Here is a 14,285-nt window from a genome sequence, read left to right as displayed (position 1 = left end):
AAGATTCATATTCCATTCATATTGTTGAGGAAATTAGCCAAATACCGTTATTATTAGCCTTATCTCAATGAATCAAATAAGTATTAATAGTTCATGCAATCCACATTGAAAGCGCTTATGGTCCAAGGCACTACTTCAGACGCAGGGAAAAGTGTTCTAGTGGCAGGTTTATGCCGCGTATTGGCTCGAAGAAATATTAAAGTCGCACCCTTTAAGCCGCAGAATATGGCGCTCAATAGTGCCGTCACCCCAGATGGGGGAGAGATAGGCCGAGCACAAGCTGTTCAAGCGCTCGCGTCTAACATCGAATCTAGCGTTCATATGAATCCAGTTTTGCTTAAACCAAATACGGACATGGGGGCTCAGGTCATTTTTCAGGGGAAGGCAACGACGACGGTTGATGCAATTGGCTATCAGAGTTATAAAAAAGTGGCCTTGCCGGTGGTGATGGAGTCTTTTTCTATCCTTCAGTCTCAATACGAATCCGTATTAATCGAAGGTGCGGGTAGTCCCGCAGAAATCAATCTAAGGGCTAACGATATAGCAAACATGGGATTTGCCGAAGAGGCCGACGTTCCTGTCATCATTGTTGCTGATATTGATCGCGGCGGTGTGTTTGCCCATCTTTACGGGACATTAGCGTTACTATCTGAAAGCGAACAAGCGCGAGTAAAAGGCTTTGTTATTAACCGCTTCCGCGGCGATATTTCCCTTTTGGAGCCAGGACTCGATTGGTTAGAAGAGAAAACAGGTAAGCCCGTGATTGGGGTATTGCCTTACTTACACGGTTTCGATCTAGAGGCCGAAGACGCGATCAATGCCCAGCAAGTGAGCAGCGAGAGTACCAAGCTAAATGTTGTAGTTCCTGTATTTCCACGCATTAGTAATCACACAGATTTTGATACGCTCAGACTCAACCCAGATATTAACCTGAGGTACGTTGGTAAAGGAGAACGCTTATCTGATGCCGACTTAATCATACTGCCTGGTTCAAAATCAGTCAGAAATGATCTTGATTATTTACGTAGCCAAGGGTGGGATAAAGATATCAATAGACACCTTAGGTTAGGCGGTAAGGTAATGGGTATTTGTGGTGGATATCAGATGCTTGGTTCGATGATTCATGATCCTCTCGGTATTGAAAGTGATCCGGGCTCTAGTCAAGGGCTAGGGCACCTCTGCGTAGAGACCGAACTTAAGCAAAGCAAAACGCTAACCAATGTGAGTGGCACGATGACTTTAGAGGGTAATGATATTGCCGTAAGTGGATATGAGATTCATGCTGGAGTCAGTCATGTATCAACGAATCATCTGATTGAACTGGAAAATAAACAATTCGATGGCGCGATTAGTGATTGCAATCAAGTGCTCGGTACCTACCTACATGGTATCTTTGATAATGCTGACGCTGTATCCGCCATTTGCAAGTGGGTGGGTGTTGAAAACGTGGCGAAGATAGATCACCATCTAAACCAACAAAAAGCCATTGATAGGATTGCCGATGCCATAGAGCAGCATCTCGATCTTAAAAAGCTATGGCCTGAATTATAATCAATGCAACCATGACCAGTTTAAAACATTCTCTTTTAGCCTTTTTTGTATGTGTGAGCTTTAGTGCTCATTCTGAGTCGCTACGCATTTACGCGGCTTCATCAATGACCAACGTGGTCAATGATCTTGTCGAGCAATATGAAGAGTCGAATGATACCTCTGTAACAACCGTGTTTGGTGGAAGCGCTTCGTTGGCGCGTCAATTGGCGCAAGGTGCTCCTGCGGATATCTACATATCAGCAAACCAAAAGTGGATGGAATACTTAGTTGAGCAGAGTATCGTTAATGGTGACGGTGTCACATATATTGCGGCGAATAGTTTAGTTGCTATTGCTCCGAAAGGTCATTTTCTTAACTTAGATGTAGATTCAGAGGAGTCGTGGATATCCGCATTAGCGGGATATCGTCTCGCGATTGGACAAACTAATGCCGTGCCAGCGGGTATGTATGCAAAACAGGCACTAGTTAACTTAGGTGTTTGGAATAAGGTGAAAACGCATCTCGCGCCAACAAACAACGTTCGTATTGCGCTGACGTTAGTCGAAAGAGGTGAGTCTCCTCTCGGCATCGTCTATATAACGGATGCGTTACTAAGTGATAAGGTTGAGGTAGTGGCGACATTACCTAGCAGTGCACATGCAAATATCGTCTATCCGATGGCGCCGCTTAATGAGAAGATAGAGACACAGCGCTTTGTTAAGTTTATCCACAGTGAACAAGCTCAAAGTGTGTTTAAACAGTATGGTTTTACTGAGGTAGTGGAATAGAGGTGAGTTTGTTAACCGATTACGAGTATCAGGCATTATTGTTAAGTTTAAAGGTGGCGTTGTTTGCCATTGTTTGGCTGATACCTATAGGGGTTGGTCTCGCATGGCTATTAGCGAGAAAACAGTTTTTCGGTAAAAGCTTATTGGATTCAGTGATTCATCTCCCTTTGGTTTTGCCCCCTGTAGTGATTGGTTATCTGCTGCTTATCTCTATGGGTAGGCAAGGCTTTGTTGGTAACTGGTTATATGAGCATTTTGGGTTAGTGTTTTCTTTCAGCTGGAAAGGGGCGGTGCTGGCCTGCATTATGGTCGCGCTTCCGTTAATGGTTCGCTCAATAAGGCTTAGTTTAGAGAATGTTGATGGTCGCTTAGAGCAGGCGGCGGCAACACTGGGCGCTTCTCCCATTAAGATCTTCTTCACTATTACGTTGCCGCTAACGATCCCAGGGATCATCACTGGAACTATGCTTTCCTTTGCGCGAAGCTTAGGTGAGTTTGGGGCGACAATCAGCTTTGTCTCAAATATTCCTGGTGAAACTCAAACTATTCCGCTGGCGATGTACACCTTTATTGAAACGCCAGGCTCTGAAGCAGAAGCAATGAGGCTATGTCTTATTTCGATTGCGATAGCACTTGCGTCGATGCTGATCTCAGAATGGTTATCTAGGGTGAGTGCTCGTCGATTGGGAGCAAGCCAATGAAGGGAATAACTGCACGCTATAAACAGCAGCTAGGCGATGTTAAGTTCGATATAGACCTGACATTACCAGAAAAAGGGATTACTGCTGTTTTTGGTCGCTCTGGTGCGGGAAAAACGTCACTGATTAACGCTATCGCAGGCTTAAAACAGCCTGACAATGGCTTGATTACTATCGGTAACAAAACGCTCTTTGATTCTGAGAATAAAATCGACGTTCCAGTGCATCTGCGCAACGTTGGTTATGTATTTCAGGATGCGCGTCTATTTCCCCATTTAAAGGTTGAGCGAAACCTTAACTACGGGGTATCCGTCTCGGATAAATCGCACTTTGAGCCGATTGTTCAGTTGCTGGCGCTAGAGCCTTTGCTAAAACGTTACCCTCACCAACTTTCAGGCGGAGAAAAGCAACGGGTGGCGATTGGTCGTGCCTTATTGTCTAAGCCAGATATCTTATTGATGGATGAGCCTCTCGCGTCACTCGATTTACCGAGAAAGCGAGAAGTGATGCCATTCTTAGAACAGTTATCGCAAAACGTTGAGATCCCAATAATCTATGTTTCCCACAGCTTGAATGAAGTGCTGCGCCTTGCAAGCCACTTAGTTGTAATTGATGAGGGTAAGGTTGCGGTCTCTGGGCCCATTGAAGATGTTTGGTCGTCGCGAGCAATGAAGCCTTGGCAATCTTTCTCTGAACAAAGCTCATTGTTTGAAGCTAGAGTAGTGGAGCACAACAAGCAATATGCTTTATCTAAGGTTGAACTTGCGCCCGAGGTTGCTCTGTGGGTGCAAAAGATCGACGGTGAAATTGATTCCCCAGCAAGGTTGCAAGTAAGAGCTAATGACGTGTCTATAATGCTTGATGAGCCTCAGCGGACTTCCATTCGAAACGTCTTAAAAGGCAAGGTATCGAAAATAGAAACTCATGCGAGTAGCCAAGATAGAATTAGTGTGTCGGTGCAAATCGAACTATCTAAAGGCTGCCACCTAGTCGCAACCATTACCGCTTGGGCGAGGGATGAATTAGAGCTTGAACAAGGGATGGACGTTTACGTTCAAATCAAAGGTGTCAGTGTCACTCAGCGCGATATCGTTGTCTCCAATTAAAAAACGCCGCGAAATGCGGCGTTTAAGTTTCTAGCGTTTCATTATTTTGCGAACACGTCTGTGAAATCGCGTTTTAGAATTGGGTCACGGCGCGCTTTTTTGATCTGCTTAACCATGTCTTTAACACAGTTGTGCAGTACTTGGTCAAGTAGCTCAGCACGGTATTCTTCTTTTTGCTCTTCAGTCATGTCTTTTGGAAGATTTAATGTCGGAAACTCTTCCATTACATTTAAGCCAGCAAAGGCTTGGCTCACTGATACTAAAGCGTGAAATTGTTCAAAATTATCTAGAACATTTTGCGCACTGCTTGGCAGTTCATTCCACGATTCACGAACAGCTTCTTCAGAAACTTCATGGATTGACGTTACCATTAGGTGCATTGCTTCTGGAACTTCATCAAATTCAATTACTTGGCGCAATTCAGCAGATACTTCTGCAAGATCTACTTTTGGCTGTTCTGTTTGATTAACGTCAGACATGGATAATATTCTCTTAAAATGTGTGTGTATCGGCGCTATCGTAAAAAATTAGGGATAAATGTCAACCTTGAATGGATGATTAAACTAAGGTGGAGTATGCTTTTGTTAAGCATGTGATTTCTTAGTGATTTTGTAGGTTTAAATCTATGAAACAGAATGACTAAAATTGGCTAAGACAAAAACGGATTTCAAGGGTGGTAGTAAACAGTGGAAATATCGGGTTCCTCGATGAACATCCTGCTAGTTGATGACGTTCAAATGGAGCGTATACAACTAGCGATAAGGTTAAAACAACTAGGGCACACGGTTGAAATGGCTAGCTCAGGTCAAGAGGCTTTGGAAATGTACCCTAAGTTCGAACCTGATCTTGTTTTGCTTGATATTTCCATGCCTGAAATGAATGGATTTGAAGTCTCCGCGAAAATCCGAGAACTCTATCCTGATTGGGTACCAATTATCTTTTTAAGTAGTCATGACGAACCGACGATGATTGCAAGTGCGATCGATGCAGGGGGGGATGACTACCTAATAAAGCCTGTCGACAAGATCGTACTCAATTCTAAACTAATCGCGATGCAGCGTATCGCTTTTATGCGTCGCGAACTTAAGCAAAAGTCTGCAGCTCTGGCGAAAGCAAATGAAGAGTTAGCGCAGTTAGCACAAGAAGACGGATTAACTAAAGTCAAAAACAGACGTTATATCGATGAGAAGCTAACTGAAATGATCTCATTGCACGGGCGTCATCAGCTTCCTCTCAGTCTTATTTTGCTCGATGTCGATCGGTTTAAACTCTACAACGATAACTACGGCCATATTGAAGGTGATCGATGTTTAATCGAAATCGCTTCAACGCTTTCAAATTTGTTTACCAGAAGTGGGGAAATCGTGGGGCGTTATGGTGGTGAAGAATTTGTTGTACTGCTCGGGCATACCGATCAAGAAAAAGCGACTAAGAACGCCGAGCGAATCAAATCATCCATAGAAGCGGCTAACTTGCAGCACGAGTACAGTGATGTGTCGTCTTTAGTGACGGTGTCACAAGGGGTGTATCACCTGATCCCAAATGGACGGGAAACCATAGAGCAAATCTATGAACTTGTAGATAAGCGTTTGTATCAAGCTAAAGTCAACGGAAGAAACCAGTATATTGCGAGTGACGTTTAATTAATACAGACTTGGTTTCTACCTGCTTTTTTCGCCTTGTATAATGCGTTGTCGGCAGCTTTCATGACTTCGGAGACTTTATTCGATTCTATGCTGTCAGCAACGCCAATACTAATTGTGACGTTAACATATTCTTGCTTTTTCTTAGCTCCACGGCTTTTAGAACCAACTTTATCGTCTTTTGGCCGCGCATCTTGATTTCTCAAAACCATGTTGTAATTTTCGATCGACGCTCTTAGCAGTTCTAAATGATCACGCGTGTCTTCAGCTAGTTTTCCTTTGAACAGCACGGTGAACTCTTCACCACCATAGCGGTATACCTTCGCTCGACCACCTACATGCTGAAGTTTGGTTGCAACAAGCTTTAAAACGTCATCCCCAGTGTCATGCCCATAGGTATCGTTGAACGATTTAAAGTGATCGATATCCAACATGGCTATGGTGTATTTACGTCCGAGATGTTTTAGATCAGACTCAAGCGCAAGTCGTCCTGGTATCTCAGTTAGCGTATCCATGAAGGCGAGCTCATAGCTTGCAGAGAGCAGGTAGACGAGCAACAACACACCCGCTAGGGAAAATAGAGTACTAGAAATGTAGGTGACATCAAAAAACACAAACGTTGCGGCTGATAACAGCGTCGCTGAGTAGAGAACAACATCAATGATGCTATTTCTGTTCAAGACGCAGATAGCAAAGATCAACACCATGGCGGTGAGAAAAACAACCAAAATAAAGGGCAGTCTTGAGACCTGAGGCAAAACAAACAAAAACGTTTCGTTAATGTTTTCAAATCCGCCTTCATAGAAGTAGGTCAAGATCAAATACGACCATAACAGCAGCATGGCGAGCTTAAACAAGTACAAGCCGAACGTGCGAGTAAACAGTGAAGAATCTTTGTAGCTATAAACAAAAATTAAAGCGATAGGCAGCAGCGCTGCGAGCAATGATAATTCAAGGATGGTTGTCCCTGATGAGAGGGGAGATTGTAGCCTTTCTTGTATGACCCAATAGGAGACAGCTAGCGCAGAAGCGACCATAGCTATTCGACTTTGTTTAAATGCGTCAGCTAGCACTATAGTTATAGCGAAGAGTACAAATGGAAGCTTTGACACGATACCTAGGTTTGAATAAGTGAGGTTGATTACATTGTTCATTCCAAATGCAATAAACGTCAGCAACATCAAAGGTAGTGAAAGACGGAACCAGTTTGTAGTGACTACAGAAAACGACATTCAACCTAGCCTAATTGGTCTTATTATTAATTAGTAACTTGTTAAGAATACTTTTATTTGATGAATTTCCAAGCTTTTTACTAAACTTATAGATGAAAATTAGGGTCACGTTTAGATAGTGGTCATAAATTGGCGTTGAAATGCGCAAATCCGTAGAAAGCGTTAACTAATTGAAACATACTAGAACGAACAATTGTCCCTACAAGGAGTTGAGTAATATGCAGATAAGTGTGGACGTACATAACTATATGGAGACATTAGTCGGTCAAGAGCTTGCGAAATCCGAGTATGTTGATAATTTTGACCATGAGCAACTTGCTGATCTTGCCTGTTTAGCTTTGTCTCAATTGCGACCTGTGTATATTCGCTATGATATAGACTTTCTATCCGCCTTACCGGAAGAGAGGCTGGTCACTTTGAAGCACTATGCGTCGACGGCTATAGAGGCCGCAGTGAGTATGATTGTTGACGACCGTAGAAAAAACAGGAAAGATGAAGTTCTTGTCGTGTTTAGCAAACAGCAGATGATTGATGACGACATTGAACTAGAGTGGTTTGAAAAACCAATCCTCAAGAAAAACTAATCGTTACCAAGGAGTACTTTGTGGGACTTTTTTCTCGCTTGTTTGGTGGTCAAAAAGAACAACCTAAAGTCGAAGTCGAGCCTATCGAGTATAAAGGCTATCTAATATACCAAGAAGCGCTTGCTGAAGGTGGTCAATATCGTATTGCGGGTCGTATTACGAAGCAGTTCGGTGAAGAAGTGAAGACACACCGTTTTATTCGCTCTGATGTCCTACCGAGCGAAAGTGATGCCAACGAATTTATGCTCAAGAAAGCGCAAATGTTTGTAGACCAGATGGGCGACAACATTTTTCAGTAGATCCTCTCCAAATTGACAAACATCATAATTTTAAGAGCCATTAGTCGTTATTCTGATGGCTCTTTTAGTATGTGGATGTCACATAATCAGTTGTTTTAATGAGATTTTTCGCTTACTGGTTTGACCTCTTAACACTATCGTGTAGTGTGGTTAGGTAACAAACACATAAGCAAAATGGTTCATTACCATCGGTTATATGTAATGATATTTTGTGTTTTTGTTACAAAATGCTTGAAGTATCTAAAATCGTTGGATAAAAACAGAACAATCATTATTGCGAATAGTCAAGGAATAGCTAATGCAAATTGGTGTGCCAAAAGAAATACTCGCCGGAGAAACGCGAGTGGCTGCATCGCCAAAGTCGGTTGAGCAGTTATTAAAATTGGGCTTCGAGGTTAATATCGAATCTGGAGCGGGTGAATTAGCGAGTTTTGATGACTCTGCTTTTGAAGCTGCCGGAGCTAAAATTGTTTCCACAGATGAGGTATGGACGTCTGATCTTATCCTCAAGGTCAATGCGCCGCTTTCTACAGAAGAAAACGACGAGATTGCTCTGTTAAAAGATGGTGCCAGCCTAATCAGTTTTATCTGGCCAGCACAAAACCCAGAGTTAATGGAAAAGCTTTCAAGTAAAAACATTAACGTAATGGCAATGGACGCCGTACCACGTATTTCACGCGCGCAGGCTTTAGATGCGCTTTCTTCAATGGCAAACATCGCAGGTTATCGTGCTGTCGTTGAAGCGGCACATGAATTTGGTCGATTCTTTACCGGTCAAATTACCGCTGCAGGTAAAGTGCCACCAGCGAAGGTACTTGTTGCTGGTGCGGGTGTGGCCGGTCTAGCTGCAATCGGTGCAGCGGGTAGTTTAGGTGCGATTGTTCGTGCGTTTGATGTTCGCCCAGAAGTAAAAGAGCAAGTCCAATCTATGGGCGCAGAGTTCTTAGAAGTCGATTTTAAAGAAGACTCAGGCTCAGGTGACGGCTACGCGAAAGAAATGTCCGATGAGTTCAATAAGAAAGCGGCTGAGCTGTATGCTGAGCAAGCTAAAGATGTTGATATCATTGTGACCACCGCACTTATCCCTGGCCGACCAGCTCCAAAGCTTATTACCAAGGAAATGGTTGATAGCATGAAAGCGGGTAGTGTCATCGTCGATTTGGCTGCTGCAAATGGCGGTAACTGTGAATATACAGTTGCAGATAAAGTCATCACAACAGCGAACGGCGTGAAGATCGTTGGTTATACCGATATGGTTGGTCGTTTGCCTACGCAATCTTCTCAGCTTTACGCGACCAACATTGTTAACCTACTTAAGCTGCTAGCAAAAGAGAAAGATGGCAACATTAACATCGATTTCGAAGATGTAGTTCTGCGAGGCGTTACGGTTGTTAAAGAAGGTGAGGTTACTTGGCCAGCGCCTCCAATTCAGGTTTCCGCTCAACCAGAGCAAAAGCCTGCTCAACCAGCTGCAAAAACAGAACCTAAAAAAGAAGAACCGACTTCTCCAGCGAAGAAAGTTGGGGCTCTAGTCGTAGGTTTAGGCGCATTTGCATGGATTGCTTCTGTGGCACCTGCTGCGTTCTTATCTCACTTTACGGTATTTGTTCTCGCATGTGTTGTTGGTTACTACGTTGTTTGGAATGTAACCCACGCGCTGCATACTCCACTGATGTCCGTCACTAATGCTATTTCAGGCATTATCGTTGTAGGTGCGTTACTGCAAATTGGTCAGGGGAATGGCGTTGTGTCGTTCTTGTCCTTTATTGCTGTCTTGATCGCCAGTATCAACATCTTCGGTGGATTCACCGTCACCAAGCGTATGCTTGAAATGTTCCGTAAAGACTAAGGAGTAACAGGGAATGTCTGCAGGATTAGTACAAGCAGCTTATATTGTTGCTGCATTATTCTTTATATTGAGCTTAGCAGGATTGTCTAAGCAAGAATCAGCAAGATCGGGTAACTACTATGGTATTGCCGGTATGACAATCGCCTTGATCGCGACGATCTTTGGTCCAGAGTCTGAAGGCTTTGTTTGGATCATCATTGCTATGGTCATTGGTGGTGGTATTGGTATCCACTACGCTAAGAAAGTTGAGATGACAGAAATGCCAGAGTTAGTGGCGATTCTTCACAGCTTTGTTGGTATGGCAGCAGTGCTGGTTGGTTACAACAGCTATATTGATGCACCTGAAGCGGCAACGCACGCTGAGCATGTTATCCATTTAGTGGAAGTGTTCTTAGGTGTGTTCATTGGTGCAGTGACGTTTACCGGCTCTATTGTCGCCTTTGGTAAATTGCGCGGTATTATTTCATCTTCACCTTTGAACCTTCCGCACAAACATAAAATGAACCTAGCAGCGATTGTCGTATCGACGCTGTTAATGCTTCATTTCGTTAATGCTGACGGCAGTATGTTTGCGTTGATAGTAATGACGTTAATTGCCTTCGCTTTCGGATACCACTTAGTGGCTTCGATTGGTGGTGCAGATATGCCAGTGGTCGTGTCAATGCTTAACTCATACTCTGGTTGGGCGGCAGCGGCGGCAGGCTTCATGCTAGCAAACGATCTATTGATTGTGACTGGTGCGCTTGTCGGTTCTTCAGGTGCGATCCTTTCATACATTATGTGTAAAGCGATGAACCGTTCGTTTATCAGTGTAATTGCTGGTGGCTTTGGTCAGGAAATCGTAATTTCATCTGATGCTGAGCAGGGTGAGCATAGAGAAACGACAGCAGAAGAGGTTGCTGAGCTTCTTAAAAACTCAAAATCGGTTGTGATTACTCCTGGATACGGTATGGCTGTGGCTCAGGCGCAGTATCCTGTTCACGAAATCACAGAGACATTACGTTCGCAAGGTATCGAAGTACGTTTTGGTATTCACCCAGTAGCGGGTCGTCTACCAGGTCATATGAACGTTCTGCTTGCAGAAGCTAAAGTTCCATATGATATCGTGCTTGAAATGGATGAGATCAACGATGACCTTTCTGAAACAGATACGGTACTGGTTATCGGTGCGAATGATACGGTGAACCCAGCGGCTCTAGACGATCCAAATAGCCCAATTGCGGGTATGCCAGTACTTGAGGTGTGGAATGCGAAGAATGTTATCGTGTTTAAACGCTCGATGAATACAGGTTACGCAGGGGTGCAAAACCCACTGTTCTTCAAAGAAAACACCCAGATGTTATTCGGTGATGCAAAAGAGAGCGTCGAATCTATCTTCAAAGCGTTGTAGATTCGGATTACACTGTACAGAAGCCAGCATAACGCTGGCTTCTTTCGTTTCGTGAGTACCATTTCTGACATTGATATTACATTTCAGTTTTATATTTTTGCCATAATGTTTTACTCTAAATCATAACTTACTGATTTAATGAATTTTTGCATTGATTAAGACAACAGTTAAAGCGATCGCAATAGGTATTGCGGTCCTCTCAGGTAGCGCATCTGCAGAGTCTTTACCGGAGCGTATCGACCGATTTGTTGATCTTTTCGATCAAGAACAGGCAACGGTTTCTTATGATATCCGCAGTTTGCAGTCAGATTATCCAACAAGGCTTCTTACTCCGGAATCGATGTTACCGCAGACCTCAGCATACCCTTTAAAGGATGTGCAAAGGCTATACAGGCTGGCGCAAAACTGTACTGGAAAGCTGCCGCTGAGTCCTTTGATTACTGAGCCACTGGTTTTTACACGTGCTATGTGTAAAGGGAATAAGCTTAGTGAAAAATGGTTTGCCAGAAGTGCATTAATTCACCCTGGTGGTGGAACCTATGCCAGCAGATATGTTCAAACTTATCCGGAGTATATTGAGCAACTGCAGCAGTACATGCACATAAAAGAGCGTCCTTTAGCCTCTGATTCGACATTGCTGGGTCGATTACAAAGGATGAACGAAGATACCATGGTCGCGCTCATTTCTGGCTCTAGCATGTTTATTGAGCGTAACGAACTCTGGCTAAGAAAAAGCGATAACTACTTAGTTTATCCAGAACGAATTTGGAAACAAGCTGTCGAAGACGCAGGGCTGTCGTTTAGCTTAAGAAAAGAGTCGAGCAGCTGTTTTGTACAACGTGGTAACTTATGTTGGGACGTTGAAGACCATTCTGACATCTTACGAATCAGCATGGTCGCGCTGGTCATTGCCAACATATTATTGGTGTTAGGCTGGTCTGCGTATCGTTGGAACACGAAGCGTCAAGAGATGAAAAGCAGAATGCTGATCCTGCAAATCTTGACCCATGAACTGAGAACGCCAATTGCCAGTTTGTCTTTAACAGTAGAAGGTTTCAGGCGTGAATTTGAGTATTTGCCTGAATCCGTTTACGACGAATTTCGCCGTTTATGTGAAGACTCAAGACGATTACGTCAGTTAGCTGAAGCGAGTAAGGACTATCTTCAGTCTGATAACAAACCGCTCGCGACTGACTGGGTTCCCTCTGTAAAAGAGTGGTTAGAGTTTAAAGTAGAAGAAGAGTTTGGCGGTAAAGTTAAGCTCAATGTAAATCAAGATGTCGCGGCCAAGTTGAATGTCTATTGGCTTGGGACATGTATAGATAATTTAATCCGTAATGCCAATAAATATGGGGTTGCGCCTGTTGTACTTGATGTAACAACAGAAACACAAAAAATTACGGTTAAAGTGCAAGATCAGGGCGAACTGTCAGCAAAAGATTGGCGACAGTTACGCAAGCCATTTGTCAGTAAAAGTGGCCTTGGTCTTGGCTTGACCATAGTGGAATCTATGGTTGGTCGAATGGGCGGTAGAATGTCGCTAATTGGCCCACCAACAGCGTTTATTTTGGAGATACCTTGTGAAACAGACACTGCTTCTTGTTGAAGATGATAAAAACTTAGCTGATGGTCTTTTGGTTAGTTTAGAGCAAGCGGGGTATGAGTGCTTCCATTCAGAGACAATTGCGGATGTTGCGCAGTACTGGGATAAAGCAGATCTCGTAATACTTGATCGTCAATTACCAGATGGTGATTCCGTTGATCACCTCGTTGAGTGGAAAAAGATCAAAGACGTTCCAGTGATCTTATTGACGGCGTTAGTGACAGTTAAAGACAAAGTTATGGGTTTAGATGCGGGTGCAAATGATTACCTGACTAAGCCATTCGCCGAAGCGGAACTGTTCGCACGTATTCGAGCTCAGTTAAGAGCGCCAGAAGGTGAAGCGCAAGACGATAACAAAGTCGTGACAGATTGCCTAGTGATTGATAAATCGACGCGTGAAGTTACCTATAAAGATGAGTTGGTGACTTTGACGCGAACAGAGTTTGATTTACTGCTGTTTTTGGCAAGCAATCTTGGCAGAGTCTTTACTCGTGATGAGCTATTGGACCATGTTTGGGGTTACAACCATTTCCCAACAACACGTACTGTAGATACCCACGTACTTCAGCTTCGTCAAAAATTACCTGGATTAGAAATCGAAACATTACGTGGCGTTGGCTACAAAATGAAAGCTTAATGGATAGAGCAAAGTTATTGATTGGCGCACTGATGGTCAGTGCGTCAACAAATGCAGCACAAGTGCCTTGGTTTGAAAGTAACTCGCCTTTAACACAGGCACATAGGCATTTGTTGAATAACGATTTACCAGCGATGTTTACATCGCTTGTAGAGGTGTGGCAACTAGAAAAAAATCGTTCGATCACGCCCCATCTCAACGATCTTTTTCTTCAATCCCTAGATGTAGATTGTGGTAAAAGCCTAGATAATCGTTCATTACCCGAATGGATTAGCAACGTTACAGTTCGCCGTAGTGAAATACAAAGTCCTGGCAGGGATGCGTATCGTGCAATCGTTGAAATTGAATCTAACCGAGATATAAAAGATATCTCTCTGACTCGTTGGGTATCTAAAAACCTTTCTACCGATAACTCTTTCATCCAATCATCTCCTACAAACGACCTAGGTACTCAAAAATACGTCAAGCGCTATAACTTAAATAGCAGAGTCCGAAGTGGCTTGTATAGAATTGATGTGACCGCTGCCGATGAGTCTTCTTGGAGTTCATGGCTAGTATTGGGTGAACCTAAGTCAGAGATGACAGTTCGTTGGGATGCAAAAGCTCAGTGGAAACTGGAAAGAAACGCGTTGTTAAATCCTAATTGTCCATTACCTAAACTCGATGTTGCACTCTATGACTACATTGATGGTAACTACAACCAAGTGTGGGGCGAAAGCTATGACTCCGACTATCCAACGTCATTAGATAATGGGATTGTTGACAAAGGTCGGTATGTTTTAGCGGTTTCGATTAACCACCAAAGGTGGCAAGGCCCGATAATTGTTGAACAACAACAAATAATTAGTAAGACCTATGATGTTTCAGTGGAGGAATAACTAAAGTTAATAGACAATAGAACGATATAAACATATGGAACTAAAAAG

General features: G+C 43.3%; 14 protein-coding genes. 12 read left to right on the top strand and 2 right to left on the bottom strand.

Translation table 11 applies throughout. The features are described from left to right. The first annotated feature begins 93 nt into the window (after window positions 1-93). The 4 genes from AC5O63_RS00985 to modC are packed head-to-tail and all read left to right on the top strand — an operon-like array spanning window position 94 to window position 4,122. On the top strand, window positions 94-1,551 hold the full coding sequence (locus AC5O63_RS00985) for a cobyric acid synthase (RefSeq protein WP_494503560.1): 1,458 nt from the start codon (window positions 94-96) through the stop codon (window positions 1,549-1,551). Window positions 1,552-1,562: 11 nt separating this feature from the next. Next, on the top strand, window positions 1,563-2,318 hold the full coding sequence (gene modA / locus AC5O63_RS00980) for a molybdate ABC transporter substrate-binding protein (protein ID WP_494503559.1): 756 nt from the start codon (window positions 1,563-1,565) through the stop codon (window positions 2,316-2,318). An 8-nt stretch (window positions 2,319-2,326) separates the two neighbouring features. Continuing rightward, window positions 2,327-3,019: a molybdate ABC transporter permease subunit gene (modB, locus tag AC5O63_RS00975; RefSeq protein ID WP_494504551.1), complete on the top strand. Its 693-nt coding sequence runs from the start codon at window positions 2,327-2,329 to the stop codon at window positions 3,017-3,019. Continuing rightward, a complete protein-coding gene (gene modC, locus AC5O63_RS00970; RefSeq protein WP_494503558.1) occupies window positions 3,016-4,122 on the top strand; it encodes a molybdenum ABC transporter ATP-binding protein ModC in 1,107 nt (368 codons plus the stop codon). Before modB ends, modC begins: the two co-directional genes overlap by 4 nt. A 41-nt stretch (window positions 4,123-4,163) precedes the next feature. Here modC and AC5O63_RS00965 read toward each other — a convergent pair whose 3' ends face one another. Then, on the bottom strand, window positions 4,164-4,601 hold the full coding sequence (locus AC5O63_RS00965) for a DUF3069 domain-containing protein (protein ID WP_004742764.1): 438 nt from the start codon (window positions 4,599-4,601) through the stop codon (window positions 4,164-4,166). 228 nt (window positions 4,602-4,829) lie between these two features. On the opposite strand from AC5O63_RS00965, the gene AC5O63_RS00960 reads away from it, so the two are divergent. Next, the gene (locus AC5O63_RS00960; protein ID WP_494503557.1) at window positions 4,830-5,765 is read left to right on the top strand and encodes a GGDEF domain-containing response regulator; all 936 of its coding nucleotides are present in this window, start codon (window positions 4,830-4,832) and stop codon (window positions 5,763-5,765) included. Here AC5O63_RS00960 and AC5O63_RS00955 read toward each other — a convergent pair. Next, window positions 5,762-6,997, bottom strand: a complete 1,236-nt coding sequence (locus AC5O63_RS00955) for a GGDEF domain-containing protein (RefSeq protein WP_494503556.1) — start codon at window positions 6,995-6,997, stop codon at window positions 5,762-5,764. The two genes, AC5O63_RS00960 and AC5O63_RS00955, sit on opposite strands and share 4 nt — an antisense overlap. A 218-nt stretch (window positions 6,998-7,215) precedes the next feature. Between AC5O63_RS00955 and AC5O63_RS00950 the strand changes: the two genes are divergently transcribed. From AC5O63_RS00950 to AC5O63_RS00920, 7 genes are all read left to right on the top strand, one after another. After that, the gene (locus AC5O63_RS00950) at window positions 7,216-7,581 is read left to right on the top strand and encodes a late competence development ComFB family protein (RefSeq protein ID WP_494503555.1); all 366 of its coding nucleotides are present in this window, start codon (window positions 7,216-7,218) and stop codon (window positions 7,579-7,581) included. Window positions 7,582-7,601: 20 nt separating this feature from the next. Further along, window positions 7,602-7,880 carry an HlyU family transcriptional regulator gene (locus AC5O63_RS00945; protein WP_004742760.1) on the top strand — a complete coding sequence of 93 codons (279 nt, stop codon included), beginning with the start codon at window positions 7,602-7,604 and terminating at the stop codon, window positions 7,878-7,880. 298 nt (window positions 7,881-8,178) lie between these two features. Continuing rightward, a complete protein-coding gene (locus AC5O63_RS00940) occupies window positions 8,179-9,729 on the top strand; it encodes a Re/Si-specific NAD(P)(+) transhydrogenase subunit alpha (RefSeq protein ID WP_494503554.1) in 1,551 nt (516 codons plus the stop codon). Between the two features lie 13 nt (window positions 9,730-9,742). After that, window positions 9,743-11,119 (top strand): Re/Si-specific NAD(P)(+) transhydrogenase subunit beta, encoded by a 1,377-nt coding sequence (gene pntB, locus AC5O63_RS00935; RefSeq protein ID WP_171325113.1) that lies wholly within the window; start codon window positions 9,743-9,745, stop codon window positions 11,117-11,119. A 154-nt stretch (window positions 11,120-11,273) separates the two neighbouring features. Further along, entirely contained in the window at window positions 11,274-12,725 is a 1,452-nt protein-coding gene (gene vxrA / locus AC5O63_RS00930) for a sensor histidine kinase VxrA (protein ID WP_494504550.1), read from the top strand. Beyond that, window positions 12,700-13,359: a response regulator transcription factor VxrB gene (gene vxrB / locus AC5O63_RS00925; protein WP_494503553.1), complete on the top strand. Its 660-nt coding sequence runs from the start codon at window positions 12,700-12,702 to the stop codon at window positions 13,357-13,359. The genes vxrA and vxrB overlap by 26 nt, the downstream gene beginning before the upstream one ends. Then, window positions 13,359-14,237 carry a DUF2861 family protein gene (locus AC5O63_RS00920; RefSeq protein ID WP_239854878.1) on the top strand — a complete coding sequence of 293 codons (879 nt, stop codon included), beginning with the start codon at window positions 13,359-13,361 and terminating at the stop codon, window positions 14,235-14,237. The genes vxrB and AC5O63_RS00920 overlap by 1 nt, the downstream gene beginning before the upstream one ends. The last annotated feature ends 48 nt before the right edge of the window (window positions 14,238-14,285 follow it).

Source organism: Vibrio sp. SCP2 (assembly GCF_059295395.1).
This window is presented reverse-complemented; position numbering and strand designations above follow the sequence as displayed.

Bases quoted from the DNA above. Each gene is read 5' to 3' on its own strand.
- AC5O63_RS00985 (WP_494503560.1), top strand. From the start codon at position 94: ATGCAATCCACATTGAAAGCGCTTATGGTCCAAGGCACTACTTCAGAC.
- AC5O63_RS00960 (WP_494503557.1), top strand. From the start codon at position 4,830: ATGAACATCCTGCTAGTTGATGACGTTCAAATGGAGCGTATACAACTA.
- AC5O63_RS00950 (WP_494503555.1), top strand. From the start codon at position 7,216: ATGCAGATAAGTGTGGACGTACATAACTATATGGAGACATTAGTCGGT.
- modC (WP_494503558.1), top strand. From the start codon at position 3,016: ATGAAGGGAATAACTGCACGCTATAAACAGCAGCTAGGCGATGTTAAG.
- pntB (WP_171325113.1), top strand. From the start codon at position 9,743: ATGTCTGCAGGATTAGTACAAGCAGCTTATATTGTTGCTGCATTATTC.
- modA (WP_494503559.1), top strand. From the start codon at position 1,563: ATGACCAGTTTAAAACATTCTCTTTTAGCCTTTTTTGTATGTGTGAGC.
- AC5O63_RS00955 (WP_494503556.1), bottom strand. From the start codon at position 6,997: ATGTCGTTTTCTGTAGTCACTACAAACTGGTTCCGTCTTTCACTACCT.
- AC5O63_RS00940 (WP_494503554.1), top strand. From the start codon at position 8,179: ATGCAAATTGGTGTGCCAAAAGAAATACTCGCCGGAGAAACGCGAGTG.
- AC5O63_RS00965 (WP_004742764.1), bottom strand. From the start codon at position 4,601: ATGTCTGACGTTAATCAAACAGAACAGCCAAAAGTAGATCTTGCAGAA.
- AC5O63_RS00920 (WP_239854878.1), top strand. From the start codon at position 13,359: ATGGATAGAGCAAAGTTATTGATTGGCGCACTGATGGTCAGTGCGTCA.